We start from the raw sequence: 16,185 nt of genomic DNA on the forward strand, positions 1-16,185 counted from the left end.
GCCCGCGTGAAGACTGGTCTTCATCGTGTGTGTGCGCGCAGTAACCCCGATGATCCGCGCAGTAACCCCGAAGCAACGCGCAGCTACCCCGATGAGAGCTGCGCAGCTACCCCGACGCCTGTGGATAACTCATAGCCTCCTGCTTCTGACGTGAGGAATACGCGTCCATCGAACGATATCGCCTCCGATTGACCAATCTCTGATAACTCCCTCATTTTCTAATTCGTTAAGCGCACTCGGTAATGCCCGGCAATTGAAGTCGCGTGCGCGTCCTCGCGAACCGCTCCACACTCTGAGTTTGTCACAACCTATTCCGTGCCCCCCAACTTTATGTCCCGCAATATAATTTTGGAGATATTTTGCCAGAGGGCTTTTTAATCTCATCCGAACATCCATATCAATGAAAGCGAGATACTCATTTGCAAATATCGAAACAATCTCCGCATCCATCTCTATGGAGTACTGCCCACTCACGCCCCATCTTAATTTATCTATCAACCTAAAGCTTTCACCCCCCATTTGGCCTTGAACAAATATGGTGGCACTTGTAAGTCGCTCCATTGACTCATGAAGACGTCGATAACTCTCTGAAGAAAGATCGCTCCCACGACCAATTGCACGCAAGAATGATGATCGCTCGAAATATACCCTTTCGCCTGGGAAAGCACCTTGGGCCAACTGAATCGCATGCAAAAAAACATCATTATCATACATATCTAACTCCTCGCCTGACATTCTTACTAAGCAATCAGACCGCCCCTCAAGAACTTGATTCTTTAAAGTTCTCCGCTCTCCTTTCTTGAGATTTGAAAACAAACTAGTCCTAGTCCACTGCGTCGGCATCGCTGATGCCATGACAGGTAGAAAGGGAAATTGATATTGAGAAGGAGCGGCCTCGCTGGTTTGGCGTCCAACTTCGGCTTGCATGGCATTTTTAGAATTTTCTCGTTCAGCAGCTTCTTGCAATCGCCTATGCAAAACTGCATGAACTCTTGAAGAGGTGCCGTGCGCAGCGTCTTCCCCCTGCCAAGGCTCATGCATACTGAGCCCCCCGATCCGCCAGCCTATTGCGAGCCAGCGTTTCGGACTTCCGCGGTCGCCCCGGCTTCCGCTTTTCGGGACTAAGAACAGGGTCAATGAGCCGGACGACGTGTTGCTGAAGCCATCGATCAACATCCTCTCGACGCCACAGCAGCCGGCCCGCCCCAGGAATGCGGCAGACAGGAGGTAACTTGTAGGGGTGCTTTGAGTGCTGATTTTTGATGGTGCCGGCCGACCGGCCTAAGATTTTGGCGAGATCATCGACTGTGAGAAGTTTTTCGAGAGACATAACTCATCCTCCCCCGATCCATGCATTGCAGGATCAGGTTTGGATGGGTGCGCGGCAGCGCCGGCGATTGCCAATTAGAACTGCTGGTTCAGCTCTAGAATGGGAACCGTGCCCGACGCGGGGTTTTGCCCTCAGCTGCTCCCGCTCTCCTCCGTGTCTCACTAATTGGGTTCCGGCCCCATCAAAGCCGGTAGCTCGACATCATCAGGCGATAGCCTCGTTCGAGGCATCCTTTCTTCCGTAGCAGGTACTTCCGCTTTTCCCTACTACAGTGCTGAACCGAGGAACCCTGCTAACTCGTTTAGCTACACCAGCCACTACCAGGTGGCAGATGCCGAGCCAGGGCATTTTTCGTACCTCGCCAGCGCGATCTAGGACAGAGTAATCATCGGCGGTAATTCTCGCAACCGTCGCGGCACAATCTTGTCACACTGAGCGTGTGATTTCAGATGACTCATCGTGAACATGGATTATTGGTTAACAGCCTTATACCCTTGATTTACAAGGCTTACACACCTGAAAGGCAGGTCTCACATCGTTCGTAATATTGTCTTTATTTGCAGTTGCACTGCAAGGGGCCGACGGGAAAGGTTTCGCGGATCAGCGTTGTTTGGGTGGCCGCCATGACGTCCTCGATTGGGCTGTTTCACTGCGCCGACGGCGCGGGACGAACAGATTGCCGCCTGCGCGGGTGGCAGGCAATCCTGCGCGCCGCCCACGACGGCCGGGCAATTTTCCGGCCCCGATGGAGTCATTAAAAAGGCATGCGCATTAGGCGCACCCAACCGAGGGAACTGATCGTTATGCATGACCTGCAGGCAATCATCGACGGCCTGCCCGGCATTTATCTGATCGTGGCGGCGGATGCCGAATACACCATGGTTGCCAGCAGTGACGAGCGCTTGCGCGTCACCATGACTCGCCGGGAAGACGTGATCGGCAAGCCGCTGTTCGAGGTATTCAGCGACCATGAGCCGGAGAAGCCGAGCTCCGGCGCAGCGACGCTGCGCCGCTCCCTGGAGGACGTCATCGCCACCGGCCAGACCCAGCGCCTGAGCCAGGTGCGTTATGCCATCCGGCGCCCCGAAGCCAGTGGCGGCGGGTTCGAGGAGCGCTTCTGGAACGTGATCAACGCGCCGGTGAAGGACGACCGCGGGCGGGTGCGTTATGTCATCCATCGGGTCGAGGACGTTACCGCCCAAATGCATGCCCAGGAGCTTGCCCGTGCGCAGCTGCAGGAAAGCGATGAACGCCTGAATGCCGCGCTGCTGGTCTCGGGCACGGGGACCTTCTATTGGCAGCTCGCGAGCCAGCGGATCGACATGGACGCCGCCATGTTGCGCCTGGTGGGCATGGAGGGCTTCGGCGAGATCTACCTGAGCGACCTGCGCGAGCGCATGCACCACGACGACCGCGAACGCCTGGTGCTGCTGGGCGAACGCTGCGCCAGGAGTGGTGACGATTTCGAAATGCACTTCCGCGTGCTGCTGGGCCAGAGCGAGCGCTGGCTGTTCGGGCGGGCGATGAACGTGCGTGACCAGGCCGGGCGACCATCCTACCTGGTCGGCGCGTGCATCGATGTCACCGAGCACAAGCGCACCGAACTGGCCCTGCAGCGCCTGAACGACACGCTGGAAAGCCGAGTCGATGAGGCCATTGCAGCCCGCGCAGCCGCCGAATCGGCACTGCACCAGGCACAGAAGATGGAAGCGGTCGGTCAGCTCACCAGTGGCCTCGCCCATGACTTCAACAACCTGCTGGGCGGCATCGTCGGCTCGCTGGGCCTGCTCGAACGTCGCCTCGATCAGGGCCGCCACGATGACCTGCGACGCCATCTCGCCAATGCGCAGAGCTCGGCAGACCGGGCGGCTGCCCTGACCCATCGGCTGCTGGCCTTCTCCCGGCGCCAGCCCTTGCAGATGCGGCCGACCGACGGCAACGCGCTGGTCAGGAGCATGCAGGACCTGCTGCAACGCACCATCGGCCCGCTGGTGGCGTTCGAGCTGATGCTCGCCGACGACCTCTGGCTGACCCGTTGCGATGCCAATCAGCTGGAGAACGTGTTGCTGAACCTGGCGCTCAACGCCCGGGACGCCATGCCCAACGGCGGCCGTTTGCGCATCAGCAGCGCCAACCGGGAGTTGGACGACGCAGCAGCGGCCCGTTTGGGCATGTCCGCGGGCAGCTATGTGCTGTTGTGCGTCGAAGACAACGGCAGTGGTATCGCACCGGAAAAGCTGCCCTATGTGTTCGACCCCTTTTTCACCACCAAGCCGCTGGGCGCCGGAACCGGTCTGGGCCTGTCGATGGTCTACGGGTTCGCCCGGCAATCGGACGGCAGCGTGCAGATCGACAGCACGCCCGACCTGGGCACCTCGGTCTGCCTGTATCTGCCACGCTACCGAGGCGCCCTGCTGGAGCAGCCGGAGCAGGCAGCACCGCGCCAGCGGCCGAATGCCCCAGCTGGCCGTCGCGTGCTGGTGGTGGACGACGAGGACAACATCCGCACGCTGGTATGCGAGGTGCTGGAAGAAATGGGCCACCGTACGTTGCAGGCGGCCAATGGCGTCACCGCCCTCGACCTGCTGGCGAAGACCGACCCGATAGATCTGCTGATCACCGATATCGGCCTGCCCGGCGGCATGAACGGGCATCAGTTCGCCGAGCGGGCCCGCCTGCAGCTGCCGGACCTGAAGGTGCTGATGATCACCGGCTATGCGGAGGAAGCGCTGATCGCCGCACGACCCTCGACGCAAGCCGAGGATCTGCTCGGCAAGCCCTTCACATTGGACGTCCTGCAGGAACGGGTGCAGCACCTGCTGGAGTCCGCCCCCGCGTAACCGAACGCCTTCAGCGCGACGCCTGCTGCGCGACGCCCTCCGTCTGCCAGCGGGCAAGCTCACTGCGGATACGCTTCTTGTCCAGCTTGCCGACACTGGTCTTGGGAATCTCGGTGACCACGGCGATCTGCTGGGGAATCGCCCACTTGTTGATATGGCCTTCGGCAACCGCCGGCTCAAGGAAGTTACGCAGCTGTTCGGCATTCAACTCTTGGCCTTCGCCCAGCACCACCAGTGCGAAGGGCCGCTCACCCCAGCGCTCGTCCGGCACCCCAACCACGGCCACGTCACGCACAGCCTCGTGGCGGCTGATCAGTCCCTCCAACGTCAGTGACGACAACCACTCCCCGCCAGTCTTGATCACGTCCTTGATGCGGTCGCGGATCTCGATATTGGCCATCTCGTCGATCACCGCGACGTCACCGGTATGCAGCCAGCCGCCGGCCCAGAGCTCCTCGCTCTTCTCCGGCTCGTTGTAGTAGCCCTGGGTCAGCCAGGGCGCCCGCAGTACCAGCTCGCCCTGAGAGGCGCCATCCGCCGGCAGGAAACTGCCATCGGCGGCCTGGATCGCCGCGTCCACCAGCACCACCGGCACGCCCGCCTTGAGGTGGAAGGTGCTGCGCGTGTCCTCGTCGGCCTCCAGCAGTTCGTCGTTGATGTGCGCCCCGGAGATCAGCGGGCAGGTCTCGGACATGCCGTAGGCGGCGATCAGATTCATACCGGACGCCTTTGCCTGGTCGTAGAGGCCGCGGGTCAGCGCGCTGCCGCCGATGGTGATCTTCCAGCCCTTGAAGTCGGTGCCCTGGGCGGCCTTGGCATTGAGCAGCATCTGCACGATGGTCGGCACGCAATGGGAGAAGGTCACCTGCTCGCGGCGCCAGAGATCGATCAGGTACTCGGGGTCGTAGCGGCCCGGATAAACCTGTTTGAGGCCGAGCATGGTGGCAACGTAGGGCAGCCCCCAGGCATGCACGTGGAACATCGGTGTGATCGGCATGTAGACGTCGTCCGAGCCCATCAGCCGCGGATTTTCCCGACAGCCGACGGTCACCGCCGCGGCCAGGGTGTGCAGCACCAACTGGCGATGGGTGAAGTACACGCCCTTGGGGTTACCGGTGGTGCCGGTGGTGTAGAAGGTCGTGGCGACCGAATCCTCGTCGAAGTCCGGGAAGTCGTAGCTCGGCGCGGCGGCGGCCAGCAGGCTTTCGTATTCGCCGACGCAGTCCGGCAAGCCGGCATCACGCGCCTCGCCATCGGTGAGCAGCAGCGTTTTCTGCACGGTGGTCAGCTGCCCGGCGATTGCCTGGTACAGCGGCACGAACTCGCTGTTGACCAGCACGAAGCGGTCGTCGGCATGGTTCATGGTGTAGAGGATCTGATCCGGCGACAGCCGCACGTTGATGGTGTGCACCACCGCGCCGATCATCGGGATGGCGAACATGCATTCGAGGTAGCGATGGCTGTCCCAGTCCATCACCGCCACCGTATCGCCCGGCTTGACCCCGGCCGCGGTCAGCACGTTGGCCAGCCGCGCGACCCGTTCGTTGAGGGTGCGGTAGTCGTAACGCAGCTGGTCGCGGTAGACGATTTCCCGGCTGCGCTCGTAGCGCACGCCGGACAGCAGCAGGCGCTTGATCAGCAGGGGATACTGGTAGGCGTTCGCCGCGGGCTTGATGACACGGGTCTGCAGCATGGAGGGCATCCTGTTCTTGTTGGACTTGTACGCTGCACTCTAGAGCGTCGCCCCCCGGGCAAAATCAGTCCAAAGGATTATTTTCCCCGCACCTCGTTTCAGCGTGTTAACCGATCTCGCTCAGGGCCAGGCGAGCGCCGAGGCCGATCAGCACCGCCCCCGTCAGCCGATCGAACCAGTGCCCCATGCGCGCAAAGCCAGCACGCACGCGGCCTCGGCTGAACAGCCAGGCCACCAGCAGAAACCACAGCGCAGTCGCACCGGCGAGGTAGAAACCGTAGCCGGCCTGCACCAGCAGCGGTGTATCGGGGCTGATCACGACGGTGAATAGCGAGAGGAAGAACAGCGTGGCCTTGGGGTTCAGGCCATTGGTGACAAAGCCGATCACGAACGCCCGCCACGCGCTTCGCGCCACCGGTGCGTTCGCCCCGTCGATCGCCTCTAGGTTCATCGGCCGAGCCCGCAGCGCTCGCCAGCCGAGGTACACCAGATAAGCGGCCGCCAGCCACTTGAAGAGGTTGAACAGCACAATCGACTGCGAGACGATCAGGCCGATGCCGAGCAGGGAGTAGGCGACATGGACGAATATTCCGCAGCCGACTCCCAGCGAAGTCCAGCTACCCGCACGCCGGCCCTGCGCCACGCTTTCGCGCACCACCACCGCGAAATCCGGGCCGGGGCTCGCCACCGCGAGCAGATGCACCAGCGCCACGGTCATAAATTCCATCCAGTACACAATCCGCTCTCCACGCCTAAGCCCAGGTTGGCATTGTCGACCAGCCCTGGCGACTTCGAAAGGTACAGTTGATGCCCAATCGCGCCGTTTTCCTCGACCTCTCCCCGCTCGACCAGGGCGACCTCGACCTCGCCCCGCTGCGCAGCGCCTTCGACGAGCTGGTCTGCCACGACCTGAGCACGCCGGAACAGATCGTCGAGCGCCTGCGCGGCGCGCAGGTTGCCGTCGTCAACAAGGTGGCCCTGGATGCGCAAACCCTCGCCGCCTGCCCGGAACTCAAGCTGATCCTCGTCTCGGCCACCGGCGTCAACAACATCGACCTGCAGGCCGCCCGTGAACGCGGCATCGCCGTCAGCAATTGCCAGGCCTACGGCACCCCAACCGTCGCCCAGCACACCCTGATGCTGCTGCTGGCCCTGGCCACGCGGCTGCCCGACTATCAGGCTGCCGTCGCCCGCGGACGCTGGCAGGAAAGCGGACAGTTCTGCCTGCTCGACTTCCCGATCGTCGAGCTGGACGGCAAGACCCTCGGCCTGCTCGGGCATGGCGAGCTGGGCAGTGCCGTGGCGAAGCTGGCCGAAGCCCTGGGCATGCGGGTGCTGGTCGGCAACCTGCCGGGACGGCCGAAGCGCCCGGATCGCCTCGACCTGGACGAGCTGCTGCCACAGGTCGATGCACTGACCCTGCATTGCCCCCTGACCGAACAGACGCGCAATCTCATCGGTGCCCGCGAGCTGCAGCTGATGAAGCCGACCGCCTTCCTGATCAACGCCGCCCGAGGCGGGCTGGTGGACGAACAGGCACTGGCCGATGCCCTGCGCCGAGGCCACCTGGGCGGTGCTGCCACCGATGTGCTGACCAGCGAGCCGCCACGCGATGACAACCCGCTCCTCGCCCCGGACCTGCCGCGTCTGATCGTCACCCCGCACAGCGCCTGGGGCAGCCGCGAGGCTCGCCAGCGCATCGTCGCTCAGCTGGCCGAGAACGCCACGGCGTTCTTCGCCGGCAGCCCACTCCGCCAGGTCAACTGAGCCGGGCAACTGCGGCTTGCGAGAGAGGCCGCCGAGCCCCTAAGCTCCCGGCCTTTTTCAGGGAGACGCCAATGGACCCGCGAAGCGAAGTGCTGCTGCGTCAAACCGAGCTGTTCGGCGGCCGGGTATTGCTCGCCGGCCTGCCGGCCGACGACCTGCTAGGACAGCTGGCGGGCGCCACCGCCTGGAGCTGGCACGCCGGCGAACAGCAGCAGCTGGACAAGCGCTTCGGCGGGCGCTGCTCCTTCGGCGTTGCCCCGCCGCAGGGGGTGTTCGACACGGCGGTGCTGTTCCTGCCGAAGTCCCGCGAGCTGACGGACTATCTGTTGCAGACCCTGGCGGCACGTTTGCCCGGCCGACCGCTATACCTGGTGGGCGAGAAGCGCGGCGGCATCGAGCGCGCCGCCAAGCAGTTGGGCAGCTTCGGCCGTGCGCGCAAGCTCGACAGTGCCCGCCACTGCCAGCTCTGGCAGGTCGAGATCGAGCAGGCGCCCGCCGCGCCGGATCTCGATGCCCTGGCCAGCCATTTCACCCTGCAGCTGGCTGACGGGCCGCTCGAGGTGGTCAGCCTGCCGGGTGTGTTCAGCCATGGTCGGTTGGATCTGGGCAGCGCCCTGCTGCTCGAGCACCTCGATAACCTGCCCGGTGGCCGACTGCTGGATTTCGGCTGCGGTGCCGGCATTCTCGGTGCCACGCTGAAGCGCCGTTATCCGCAAAGCGAGCTGGTGCTGCTGGACGTCGACGCCTTCGCCGTCGAGAGCAGTCGCCGGACGCTCGCCGCCAACGGGCTCGAAGCTGAAGTCATTGCCGGCGATGGCATCGACGCTGCGCCTCGGCAACTGGCGGCCATCATCAGCAACCCACCCTTCCACCAGGGCGTGCACACCAGCTATCACGCCAGCGAAACGCTGATCGAGCGCGCCGCCGAGCATCTGCAGGCGAGTGGCGAGATGCGTATCGTGGCCAATGCCTTTCTGCGTTACCCGCCGTTGATCGAGCGCCATCTCGGCACCTGCCAGACGCTGGCCGAACGCGACGGATTCCGCATCTACCGCGCCGTGCGAGGCTGAGGCCGGCGACGAGCGGTTGCTTCCACCGGCCGGGTGCGGCAAACTCGCCGCCGTCCTTGGGGGAGTAGTCTCCGACGAGCGCCCTGCTCGTCCGGCATGCGTCAACACACTTGGTCCGCAGACCATGGCGCATGCGACCGGCCAGCCTAGCAATAGCGCATGGCCCGGTTTGACAAGACCCATGACATGTACACCTGACCCGGGCGGGCAGGCTGCGCATGTCATGGTGAATCTGTCGACCCGCCCTGTAAGGAATGCCGCTTGGAATCGTTCTTCGTTCCCACTCTCATCGTTGCCCTCGCCGAAATCGGCGACAAGACCCAATTGCTCGCGCTTCTGCTGGCGGCCCGCTATCGCCGCCCCTGGCCGATCATCTGGGGCATCGTCGTGGCGACACTGGCCAACCATGCCGCGGCCGGTGCCGTGGGCAGCTGGGTATCAAGCCTGTTCTCGCCGGTCGTGCTGAGCTGGATTCTCGCCGCGAGCTTCGCCGCCGTAGCGCTGTGGACGCTGGTGCCGGACAAGCTCGACGATGACGATGCCAGGCTCGGTCGCCCCTATGGCCCCTTCGTCGCCACCACAATCGCCTTTTTCATCGCCGAGATGGGCGACAAGACCCAGGTCGCCACGGTGATGCTGGCTGCGCAATACCCCGAGTTCGTGTTGGTCATTCTCGGCACCACGGTCGGCATGCTGCTGGCCAACGTTCCTGTGGTGCTGGTGAGCCATTTCGCTGCCGATCGCCTGCCGCTGACGCTGATTCGCCGGGTCGCGGCCGGCGGTTTCGCCGCTCTCGCCGTCTACGCCGCTTATCAGGCTGTGACCATGAGCACGATTGTCTCAGGCTGATACGCAGCGCAAATCTGCGCGCCGACGGAGCTGATAGAGTGCGCTACCGCAGCGCACCACCAGCGCCCCGAGGAGACCGGCTGCATGTCAGCGGATGGACGCAAGAAACGAGTCTGCAACCATATCGATCTGAGCTGGAACAAGGGCCGCCTGGCCCTTTCCGAACAGATGCAGAGCAAGTATTTCGCCTACAAGGGCTCATTCATCAGCCAGCCGCTGAACAGCGCAGGCTTCGCCGAACTCGTGCGCAACGTGCGTGCGGCCATGCCGGACCTGGAAGTGGTGGTGGATGAGTGTATCTGCGAGGGCCACAAGGTGGTCACCTCGAGCACGGTGATGGGTACGCTGGCCACGCCCCTGTTTGGCTATTCGGTCACCGACAAGATCCTCGCCATCGCCGCCATGAGCGTCTGGACGCTCAATCCGGCCGGCGACATCGAGGAGGTCAACACCCTTATCGATCTCGAGGGCGTGCACCAGCAGCTGGGTATCGAAACGCCTCTCTCGACCCTACTGTCGCCGACCTGAGCGGTCGGCGACCATCTTCGTTAGCGGCCGCCGCGAGCCTGCTCGTAGAGCGGCATCACCTTCGGGATGTTGGCACGCAGCGCCGCCGTGCGAGTCGCCGAGGACGGGTGGGTGCTCATGAACTCAGGCGGAGCCGAACCACCGGCCGAGGCCATCTTTTCCCACAGCGTGATCGCCGCGTTCGGGTTGTAACCGGCACGGGCGGCCAGCTCCAGGCCGATCAGGTCGGCTTCGTTCTCGTTGCCACGGCTATTGGGCAGCGTCATCAGGTACTCGACGCCCATGTTCGCCAGCTGCAGTCCGCCAGTGCCGACACCCATCGCCGAGCCCAGTTGGGTGGCCATCTGCACGCCGTAGGCCTTGGACATCGCCTCGCGCCCGTGCTCACGCAGCGCGTGGGCGATCTCGTGGCCCATCACCGCGGCGATCTCGTCGTCGGTGAGCTTCAGCTTCTCGATCAACCCGGTATAGAAGATGATCTTGCCGCCCGGGCCGCAGTTGGCATTCAGCTCGGGGCTGTCGATGACATTCACTTCCCAGGCCCACTGCGCGGCATCCGGGCGGAATACGCCGACCTTGGCGATCAGCCGCTCGGCGATGCCATTGACGCGCTTGGCAATCGCCGTGTTCTTTTCCAGCACGCCCTTGCTTGCGGCAGCGCTGAGCGTTTCCTGATAGGACTGGGCATACATCTGGTTGACCTGGTCGGTCGACAGCATGCTGAACATGTACTGCTTGCGGTCGACCCCCACGGCCCCACCGCTGGTGGTGTTGACGGCCTGACAGCCGGCCAGCGCGGTGGCGGCGATCAGCATGGATAACGTGCGCGGCTTGAACATCGAGTCTCTCCGGAAAACCTGCGCCGTATCCTAGATCGGGCCTATCGGGCAGGCAACCGGCCGCCCCGCTGCAGTTGTCGCAAATCCTGCCGATAAGGTGGCTATCCGCTGCGCAACTGGAGTAACGCCATGTTCCGATCCATCCAGACCGCCTTCGCCGCATTGGCCGGCGCCTGCACCCTGACCGTCATCGCGGCGCTGTTGCTCTATGCACTGGCGTCGGGCGTGCGCAGCCAGGCGTTGGTCGAGGAGCGGACTCGCGCGCTGATCGACGGCATGGTGGAGCAGCGCGTCACCGCCCTGGCTCAGGCACAGGTCAACCGCATCCAGGCACAGCTGCAAGCGCCCCTGCAGATCGCCACCAGCCTGGCCAGGGTGCATACGCTCACCGCACTGACCGGTGATGACGGCATGCCGATGGCCAACCTCAGGCGCGAGGAGCTGATCAATCTCGCGCGCCAGACGTTGATCGAGAACGCCAATCTCACCAGCACCTATATCGCCTGGGAACCGAACGGCGTGGATGCGAACGACCTGATGTATCGCGGCGACGAGCCGGGCATGCTCGACGGTCGCTTCGCCAGCTGGATCTACCGCGATGGCAGCGGCCAAATGAAGATCGACCGCCTCTCCGACATCGAAGACACCAGGCTGCTCGACACCGGGATACGCGCCGGCGAGTACTACCTGTGCCCGCGCGAACAGCTCAAGCCGTGCGTCGGCGACCCGGCACCGTATGACATGAACGGCCAGACCTACCTTCTTTCCTCGTTCAATGCCCCCATTCTGGTCGATGGCAAGTTTCACGGCATCGTTGGCGCGGACATCAGTGTCGACTTCATCCAGCAATTGCTGAGCAACGCCAACGCGCAGCTCTATGGCGGCGTCGGCGAGATCGCGTTGATTTCCAACAACGGCCGCCTGGCTGCCTACAGCACTGACAAGAGCCTGATCGGCAAGCCTGCAGCACAGATTCTCGATGCCGAGGAGCAGGTGCTGGTCCAGCGCCTGCCAGCCGGGCAGAGCCATTACCAGATCGACCAGGCAGGTGGGCACGTCGCATTGTTCCTGCCGTTCTCCTTCGAAGGTACCGACGCGCGCTGGGTCCTGATGCTGCAGCTGCCGATCGCCGAGGTGATGAAGGATCTGGATCAGCTGATGGCGGCACTCGGCGCGGAAAGCCGCAGCAGTCTGACCACCATGTTGATCATCGGCGTGCTCATCGCCGTTGCCGGTCTGCTGGCCATCTGGCTGATCAGCCGGCGCATCACCCGTCCGCTGCGCGACATGGTGGTGATGCTGGACAACATCGGCCAGGGCGAAGGTGACCTGACCCAGCGCCTGCATATCGACAGTCGCAACGAGCTGGGCCAGATCGCCACCGGTTTCAACACGTTCCTGACACGCCTGCAGGGCATGATCAGCGAGGTGGTCGGCTCGGTGCAGAAGGTCAGCGATGCGTCCGAGCACACCGCCGACATCGCCATCCGTACCGACAAGGGCGTGCAGACGCAGCTGGCCGAGATCGAACTGGTCGCCACCGCTGTGCACGAGATGACCGCCACGGCGCAGGACGTGGCGCGCAATGCGACCCAGGCCGCGGAGGCTGCCAGCCATGCCGATCGCGCGGCCAATCAGGGCCGGCATATCGTGCAGGATACCGGCGCCACCATCACCGAACTGGCCGGCGAAATCGGCCGTGCCGTGGACGTTGTGCAGACCCTGGCCCGCGACAGCGAGAACATCGACGCCATCCTGGTGACCATTCGCAGCATTGCCGAGCAGACCAACCTGCTGGCCCTGAACGCGGCGATCGAGGCTGCCCGTGCCGGTGAGCAGGGCCGAGGCTTCGCCGTGGTGGCCGACGAGGTCCGCAATCTGGCGCAGAAGACGCAGCAGGCCACCGGTGAGATCCAGCAGATGATCCAGCAGCTGCAGAACGGCACGCGGGACGTGGTACAGGTGATGGAACAGAGCCAGAGCCGCACACAGCGCAGCGTCGAGCAGGCCGATGCGGCAGCCGAGGCGCTGCAGGCAATCACTCAGGCGGTTTCGCTGATCAACGACATGAACAACCAGATCGCCAGCGCCGCCGAGGAACAGAGCGCGGTGGCCGAAGACATCAACCGCAATGTCACCAACATCGGTCAGGTCGCCCAGGACGTCGCTGGCGGCGCCGAGGAAGCCAGCCAGGCAAGCGCCGGCCTGACGCGTCTGGCCGAGCAGCAGCGCCGGCTGATCAATCAGTTCAAGGTCTGACGCAGACGCTCCGAAGGCCTCGCCTCAAGCCGGGGTGAGGCATTCGGGGGCATCGAGGCGCGGATCGTTGACCAACGTCGCCAGTGGCCGTTCGCGCAGTGCCGGGCTCGGTTGCAGCAGCAACTGCTGCAGCGTTTCGAGCGGCGTGGCGGGGTCGAGCCAGGCCGCCTGTCCGGCCTCGTCGAGGATCAATGGCCGGCGTAGCGTCGCCGCCGGCTGGGTCACGACAGCTGCGCTGAGATAGGTGTGCCCCTGCACCGGATAGGCTTCCCAAAGCGCCGCGAAATAGGCAAGCGAGCCGTCGCAAGTCATCCAATACGGGCGCTTGCGGGCCGAGCCGCGCCACTCGTAGAAGCCGTTGGCCGGCAACAGCCCGCGACGCAGGCGAAAGGCTTCGCGGAACATGGGCTGCTCGGCCAGGGTTTCGGCCCGGGCCTGAGCCGGCGTGCGGGTCAGGTCAGTCAGCCAGGCAGGCGTCAGCCCCCAGCGCACCCGGTCCAGCTGCAAGCCGCTGTCGGCCTGGCGCAGCAGCAGCACCGAAGCGCCCGGCGCGAGACTCCAGTGCGGTCTTTGATCGGAAGGAAAACCGGGCAAGGCGGCGAAATCCTGGCTCCAGCGGAAAAGGGCGTAGCGGCCGCACATAAGGGAACTCGTCAGCAGATCAGTTCGCCGGGATAGCTCTCCGGTTCATCGCCCGGCACCGGCTCGGCGCCATTGTACGCAGCGATCAGCTGGCGCGCGCGTTCGGCATCCTCGTCCGGCACCATCAGACCGAGCAGCCCCGCTGCGGGCAATTCACCCATGGCGCCGATCAGGTGGCTACCGGCAAGGAATGCCTCGATGCCCTCGGCCACCAGCATGCCGCTGAGCATTTCCGCTTCCAGCAGGTCGCGCGGCTCGTAGATGCGACGCATCATTCGTCCTCCCTGAAGACCTGTAGTTGCCAGTCGACACCATCGGTACGCAGGTCGAACTGCACCGGGCGGCAGCACACCGCGCAGTCCTCGATGTACTGCTGATCACCGGCACTGAGATCGAGCGTGGTCTCTACCGCCTCGCCGCAATACGGGCACTGATAGACCTGTGTCTCGAGCATCAATCCTCCACGTGACTTGTCGCTATAATCGCCGTCTTCAAAGGTCGTCGATTCGCACCTTTTGAGAAGACCGACCCGGTGCGCCTCGCAGTGACACCGCTGGGTCGCAGGCATCGGCAGACGATCAGGCGAAACGGCATCCGAACTCCATGAGTATGAGCCAGCCGGCTCCGGTCCGTTCCGCAAATCGCCCTGCCCTGTGCTGCAGGCCCGTTCCTCGTTTCCTTTACAGAGAGCATGATGGACGAATTCCAAGCCATCCGACCCTACGCCGACGCCGAAGTACCGACTGTCATGGCGCGCCTGTTCGCCGACCGGGAGTTTCTCGACATTCTGGCGCACTTCCGCTTCCCGCGCCTGGCCGACAGCATGGGCTGGCTGATCAAGCCGGTAATCTCGCGCCGCCTGCGCAAGCAGTTCGCCAGCATCCATACAGTGGATGCCCTGCAGCACAAGATCGAAGCCTATATCGACCGGACCATCGAGCGCGCCACCGACGGCGTGACCTTCTCCGGACTGGAGCACCTGCAGCAGGGCCGCGCCTACCTGTTCCTGGCCAATCATCGCGACATCGTGATGGACCCGGCCTTCGTCAACTACGCGGTCTACCAGGCCGGCATCCGCACACCGCGCATCGCCATCGGCGACAACCTGCTGCAACGCCCCTTCGTCAGCGACCTGATGCGCCTGAACAAGAGCTTCATCGTGCGCCGTTCCATCACTGGCCGCCGGGAGAAGCTGGCCGCCTATCAGGTACTCTCGGCGTACATCAATCACTCGATACGCAACGACGGCGAGTCGGTCTGGATCGCCCAGGCCGAGGGCCGCGCCAAGGATGGTGACGACCGTACCGATTCGGCCATCCTCAAGATGCTGCACATGAGCCGCAAGGACGAAGCCTTCGCCGAGGCGCTGGAGGCGCTGCGTCCGGTGCCGGTATCGATCAGCTACGAGTACGACCCCTGCGATCAGGCCAAGGCCCGGGAGCTCTACATCCGCGCCACGACCGGAACCTACAGCAAGGCTCCGGGCGAGGATGACACCAGCATCGCGTTGGGTATCACCGGCTATAAAGGCCGCGTACACATTGCCTTCGGCTCGCCGATGGAAAGCGTGCCGGACGACGCCAAGCAGATGGCCATAGCGGTGGATCGGCAGATTCTCGGCAGCTACCGGCTGTTTCCGGTGCACTACCTGGCCTACCGGCTATGGGATGAGCAGGACCCGGAAATCAAGGTGCCCAGTGCCGCCGAACTGTTCAGCCGCGAGGAAATCGAGCGGGCCGAGGCCGAATGGAGCAAACGTCTGGCTGCCTGCCCGAGCGTGCAGCAGCCGTACCTGATCCAGCAGTATGCGACCCCGGTGCGCAACCAGTACCGCCTGCTGGCTGGGTTGGAGCCCTGAGGAGTCCATTCACAGCATCCGCGAGGCCATGGACAGGCCGAGGGCGAGCGCCAGCCCGCCTGCACCGAAACGGTAGAAGGCCAGGTTGACCCGCGCGGTTGCAGCCGCGCGGGTCAGCAGCACCGACGAACCGACCGCGGCCTGACCGCGCGAACCGGCCCGTGCGGCCCGCCACTGGGTCGCCGCCAGCAGCCATCCGCCGCATAGCGCGCATATCAGTGCCAGTACATTGAGAAGCAACGCCGGAGCCAGGATCAGCTCGGTCTGCGCATGAAACAGCATCGGGATTCCTCGATTACATGTCGACCGGCCGACGCCGGACAGCCGCCCAGTTTACCTGTGCAGCCCTTCCTTCCCCGGCAAAACCGACGAAATGGCGCGCGCCGGCACCATCATCACCCCGGATTATGACGCCATCTTCACCGGTCGGCCTTGACTTATGACCGGCCCCACCTTCACCCTCGGCATACCTCGAAACGGCGAAATAGAGCGTGTGCGGGGGTCGACAGC

16 protein-coding genes and 1 riboswitch are annotated in these 16,185 nt (G+C 63.8%); of the genes, 7 read left to right on the plus strand and 9 right to left on the minus strand.

What is annotated here, in order from left to right; genetic code table 11:
- Positions 1-129: 129 nt before the first annotated feature.
- Together trfA and ACVRRC_RS17690 are read right to left on the minus strand one after the other, a co-directional pair.
- Positions 130-1,041 carry a plasmid replication initiator TrfA gene (gene trfA, locus ACVRRC_RS17685; RefSeq protein WP_174217681.1) on the minus strand — a complete coding sequence of 304 codons (912 nt, stop codon included), beginning with the start codon at positions 1,039-1,041 and terminating at the stop codon, positions 130-132.
- On the minus strand, positions 1,034-1,330 hold the full coding sequence (locus tag ACVRRC_RS17690; protein ID WP_472997319.1) for a helix-turn-helix transcriptional regulator: 297 nt from the start codon (positions 1,328-1,330) through the stop codon (positions 1,034-1,036). The genes trfA and ACVRRC_RS17690 overlap by 8 nt, the downstream gene beginning before the upstream one ends.
- An 803-nt stretch (positions 1,331-2,133) precedes the next feature.
- Here ACVRRC_RS17690 and ACVRRC_RS17695 point away from each other — a divergent pair.
- A complete protein-coding gene (locus ACVRRC_RS17695; protein WP_048328664.1) occupies positions 2,134-4,170 on the plus strand; it encodes an ATP-binding protein in 2,037 nt (678 codons plus the stop codon).
- Positions 4,171-4,180: 10 nt separating this feature from the next.
- Here ACVRRC_RS17695 and ACVRRC_RS17700 read toward each other — a convergent pair whose 3' ends face one another.
- Together ACVRRC_RS17700 and ACVRRC_RS17705 are read right to left on the minus strand one after the other, a co-directional pair.
- A complete protein-coding gene (locus ACVRRC_RS17700; RefSeq protein WP_048328663.1) occupies positions 4,181-5,863 on the minus strand; it encodes a fatty acid--CoA ligase in 1,683 nt (560 codons plus the stop codon).
- 106 nt (positions 5,864-5,969) lie between these two features.
- A complete protein-coding gene (locus tag ACVRRC_RS17705; protein ID WP_472997320.1) occupies positions 5,970-6,599 on the minus strand; it encodes a LysE family translocator in 630 nt (209 codons plus the stop codon).
- Between the two features lie 71 nt (positions 6,600-6,670).
- Here ACVRRC_RS17705 and ACVRRC_RS17710 point away from each other — a divergent pair, with 71 nt between their 5' ends.
- From ACVRRC_RS17710 to ACVRRC_RS17725, 4 genes are all read left to right on the plus strand, one after another.
- Complete coding sequence (locus ACVRRC_RS17710; protein WP_041755402.1) at positions 6,671-7,630, plus strand: 2-hydroxyacid dehydrogenase; 960 nt, start codon at positions 6,671-6,673, stop codon at positions 7,628-7,630.
- 71 nt (positions 7,631-7,701) lie between these two features.
- Positions 7,702-8,700, plus strand: coding sequence for a class I SAM-dependent methyltransferase (locus tag ACVRRC_RS17715; protein WP_048328661.1), 999 nt, complete (start codon positions 7,702-7,704; stop codon positions 8,698-8,700).
- 54 nt (positions 8,701-8,754) lie between these two features.
- Positions 8,755-8,871, plus strand: a riboswitch (yybP-ykoY riboswitch).
- Between the two features lie 90 nt (positions 8,872-8,961).
- Positions 8,962-9,549: a TMEM165/GDT1 family protein gene (locus ACVRRC_RS17720; protein ID WP_017244386.1), complete on the plus strand. Its 588-nt coding sequence runs from the start codon at positions 8,962-8,964 to the stop codon at positions 9,547-9,549.
- An 84-nt stretch (positions 9,550-9,633) separates the two neighbouring features.
- Positions 9,634-10,077: an ester cyclase gene (locus tag ACVRRC_RS17725; protein WP_013981987.1), complete on the plus strand. Its 444-nt coding sequence runs from the start codon at positions 9,634-9,636 to the stop codon at positions 10,075-10,077.
- A gap of 20 nt (positions 10,078-10,097) precedes the next feature.
- Here ACVRRC_RS17725 and ACVRRC_RS17730 read toward each other — a convergent pair whose 3' ends face one another.
- Positions 10,098-10,916 (minus strand): M48 family metallopeptidase, encoded by an 819-nt coding sequence (locus ACVRRC_RS17730; protein ID WP_011912296.1) that lies wholly within the window; start codon positions 10,914-10,916, stop codon positions 10,098-10,100.
- A gap of 129 nt (positions 10,917-11,045) precedes the next feature.
- Between ACVRRC_RS17730 and ACVRRC_RS17735 the strand changes: the two genes are divergently transcribed.
- A complete protein-coding gene (locus tag ACVRRC_RS17735; RefSeq protein ID WP_243364496.1) occupies positions 11,046-13,175 on the plus strand; it encodes a methyl-accepting chemotaxis protein in 2,130 nt (709 codons plus the stop codon).
- A 24-nt stretch (positions 13,176-13,199) separates the two neighbouring features.
- Here the strand turns inward: ACVRRC_RS17735 and ACVRRC_RS17740 are convergent, their stop codons facing one another.
- The 3 genes from ACVRRC_RS17740 to ACVRRC_RS17750 are packed head-to-tail and all read right to left on the minus strand — an operon-like array spanning position 13,200 to position 14,271.
- Entirely contained in the window at positions 13,200-13,817 is a 618-nt protein-coding gene (locus ACVRRC_RS17740; protein WP_011912295.1) for an SOS response-associated peptidase, read from the minus strand.
- 11 nt (positions 13,818-13,828) lie between these two features.
- On the minus strand, positions 13,829-14,089 hold the full coding sequence (locus tag ACVRRC_RS17745; protein ID WP_011912294.1) for a putative signal transducing protein: 261 nt from the start codon (positions 14,087-14,089) through the stop codon (positions 13,829-13,831).
- A complete protein-coding gene (locus tag ACVRRC_RS17750; RefSeq protein WP_013981983.1) occupies positions 14,089-14,271 on the minus strand; it encodes a CPXCG motif-containing cysteine-rich protein in 183 nt (60 codons plus the stop codon). The genes ACVRRC_RS17745 and ACVRRC_RS17750 overlap by 1 nt, the downstream gene beginning before the upstream one ends.
- A gap of 237 nt (positions 14,272-14,508) precedes the next feature.
- On the opposite strand from ACVRRC_RS17750, the gene ACVRRC_RS17755 reads away from it, so the two are divergent.
- Positions 14,509-15,675, plus strand: a complete 1,167-nt coding sequence (locus ACVRRC_RS17755; RefSeq protein WP_472997321.1) for a 1-acyl-sn-glycerol-3-phosphate acyltransferase — start codon at positions 14,509-14,511, stop codon at positions 15,673-15,675.
- A gap of 9 nt (positions 15,676-15,684) precedes the next feature.
- Here the strand turns inward: ACVRRC_RS17755 and ACVRRC_RS17760 are convergent, their stop codons facing one another.
- Positions 15,685-15,957 carry a hypothetical protein gene (locus ACVRRC_RS17760; RefSeq protein ID WP_079328463.1) on the minus strand — a complete coding sequence of 91 codons (273 nt, stop codon included), beginning with the start codon at positions 15,955-15,957 and terminating at the stop codon, positions 15,685-15,687.
- Between the last annotated feature and the right edge of the window lie 228 nt (positions 15,958-16,185).

It is taken from the genome of Stutzerimonas sp. LR2 (genome assembly GCF_055755175.1).

What these genes read in the sequence shown, in the direction of transcription:
- trfA (WP_174217681.1), bottom strand. Translation starts at nt 1,041, where the DNA reads ATGCATGAGCCTTGGCAGGGGGAAGACGCTGCGCACGGCACCTCTTCA.
- ACVRRC_RS17690 (WP_472997319.1), bottom strand. Translation starts at nt 1,330, where the DNA reads ATGTCTCTCGAAAAACTTCTCACAGTCGATGATCTCGCCAAAATCTTA.
- ACVRRC_RS17695 (WP_048328664.1), top strand. Translation starts at nt 2,134, where the DNA reads ATGCATGACCTGCAGGCAATCATCGACGGCCTGCCCGGCATTTATCTG.
- ACVRRC_RS17700 (WP_048328663.1), bottom strand. Translation starts at nt 5,863, where the DNA reads ATGCTGCAGACCCGTGTCATCAAGCCCGCGGCGAACGCCTACCAGTAT.
- ACVRRC_RS17710 (WP_041755402.1), top strand. Translation starts at nt 6,671, where the DNA reads ATGCCCAATCGCGCCGTTTTCCTCGACCTCTCCCCGCTCGACCAGGGC.
- ACVRRC_RS17715 (WP_048328661.1), top strand. Translation starts at nt 7,702, where the DNA reads ATGGACCCGCGAAGCGAAGTGCTGCTGCGTCAAACCGAGCTGTTCGGC.
- ACVRRC_RS17725 (WP_013981987.1), top strand. Translation starts at nt 9,634, where the DNA reads ATGTCAGCGGATGGACGCAAGAAACGAGTCTGCAACCATATCGATCTG.
- ACVRRC_RS17730 (WP_011912296.1), bottom strand. Translation starts at nt 10,916, where the DNA reads ATGTTCAAGCCGCGCACGTTATCCATGCTGATCGCCGCCACCGCGCTG.
- ACVRRC_RS17735 (WP_243364496.1), top strand. Translation starts at nt 11,046, where the DNA reads ATGTTCCGATCCATCCAGACCGCCTTCGCCGCATTGGCCGGCGCCTGC.
- ACVRRC_RS17740 (WP_011912295.1), bottom strand. Translation starts at nt 13,817, where the DNA reads ATGTGCGGCCGCTACGCCCTTTTCCGCTGGAGCCAGGATTTCGCCGCC.
- ACVRRC_RS17745 (WP_011912294.1), bottom strand. Translation starts at nt 14,089, where the DNA reads ATGCGTCGCATCTACGAGCCGCGCGACCTGCTGGAAGCGGAAATGCTC.
- ACVRRC_RS17750 (WP_013981983.1), bottom strand. Translation starts at nt 14,271, where the DNA reads ATGCTCGAGACACAGGTCTATCAGTGCCCGTATTGCGGCGAGGCGGTA.
- ACVRRC_RS17755 (WP_472997321.1), top strand. Translation starts at nt 14,509, where the DNA reads ATGATGGACGAATTCCAAGCCATCCGACCCTACGCCGACGCCGAAGTA.
- ACVRRC_RS17760 (WP_079328463.1), bottom strand. Translation starts at nt 15,957, where the DNA reads ATGCTGTTTCATGCGCAGACCGAGCTGATCCTGGCTCCGGCGTTGCTT.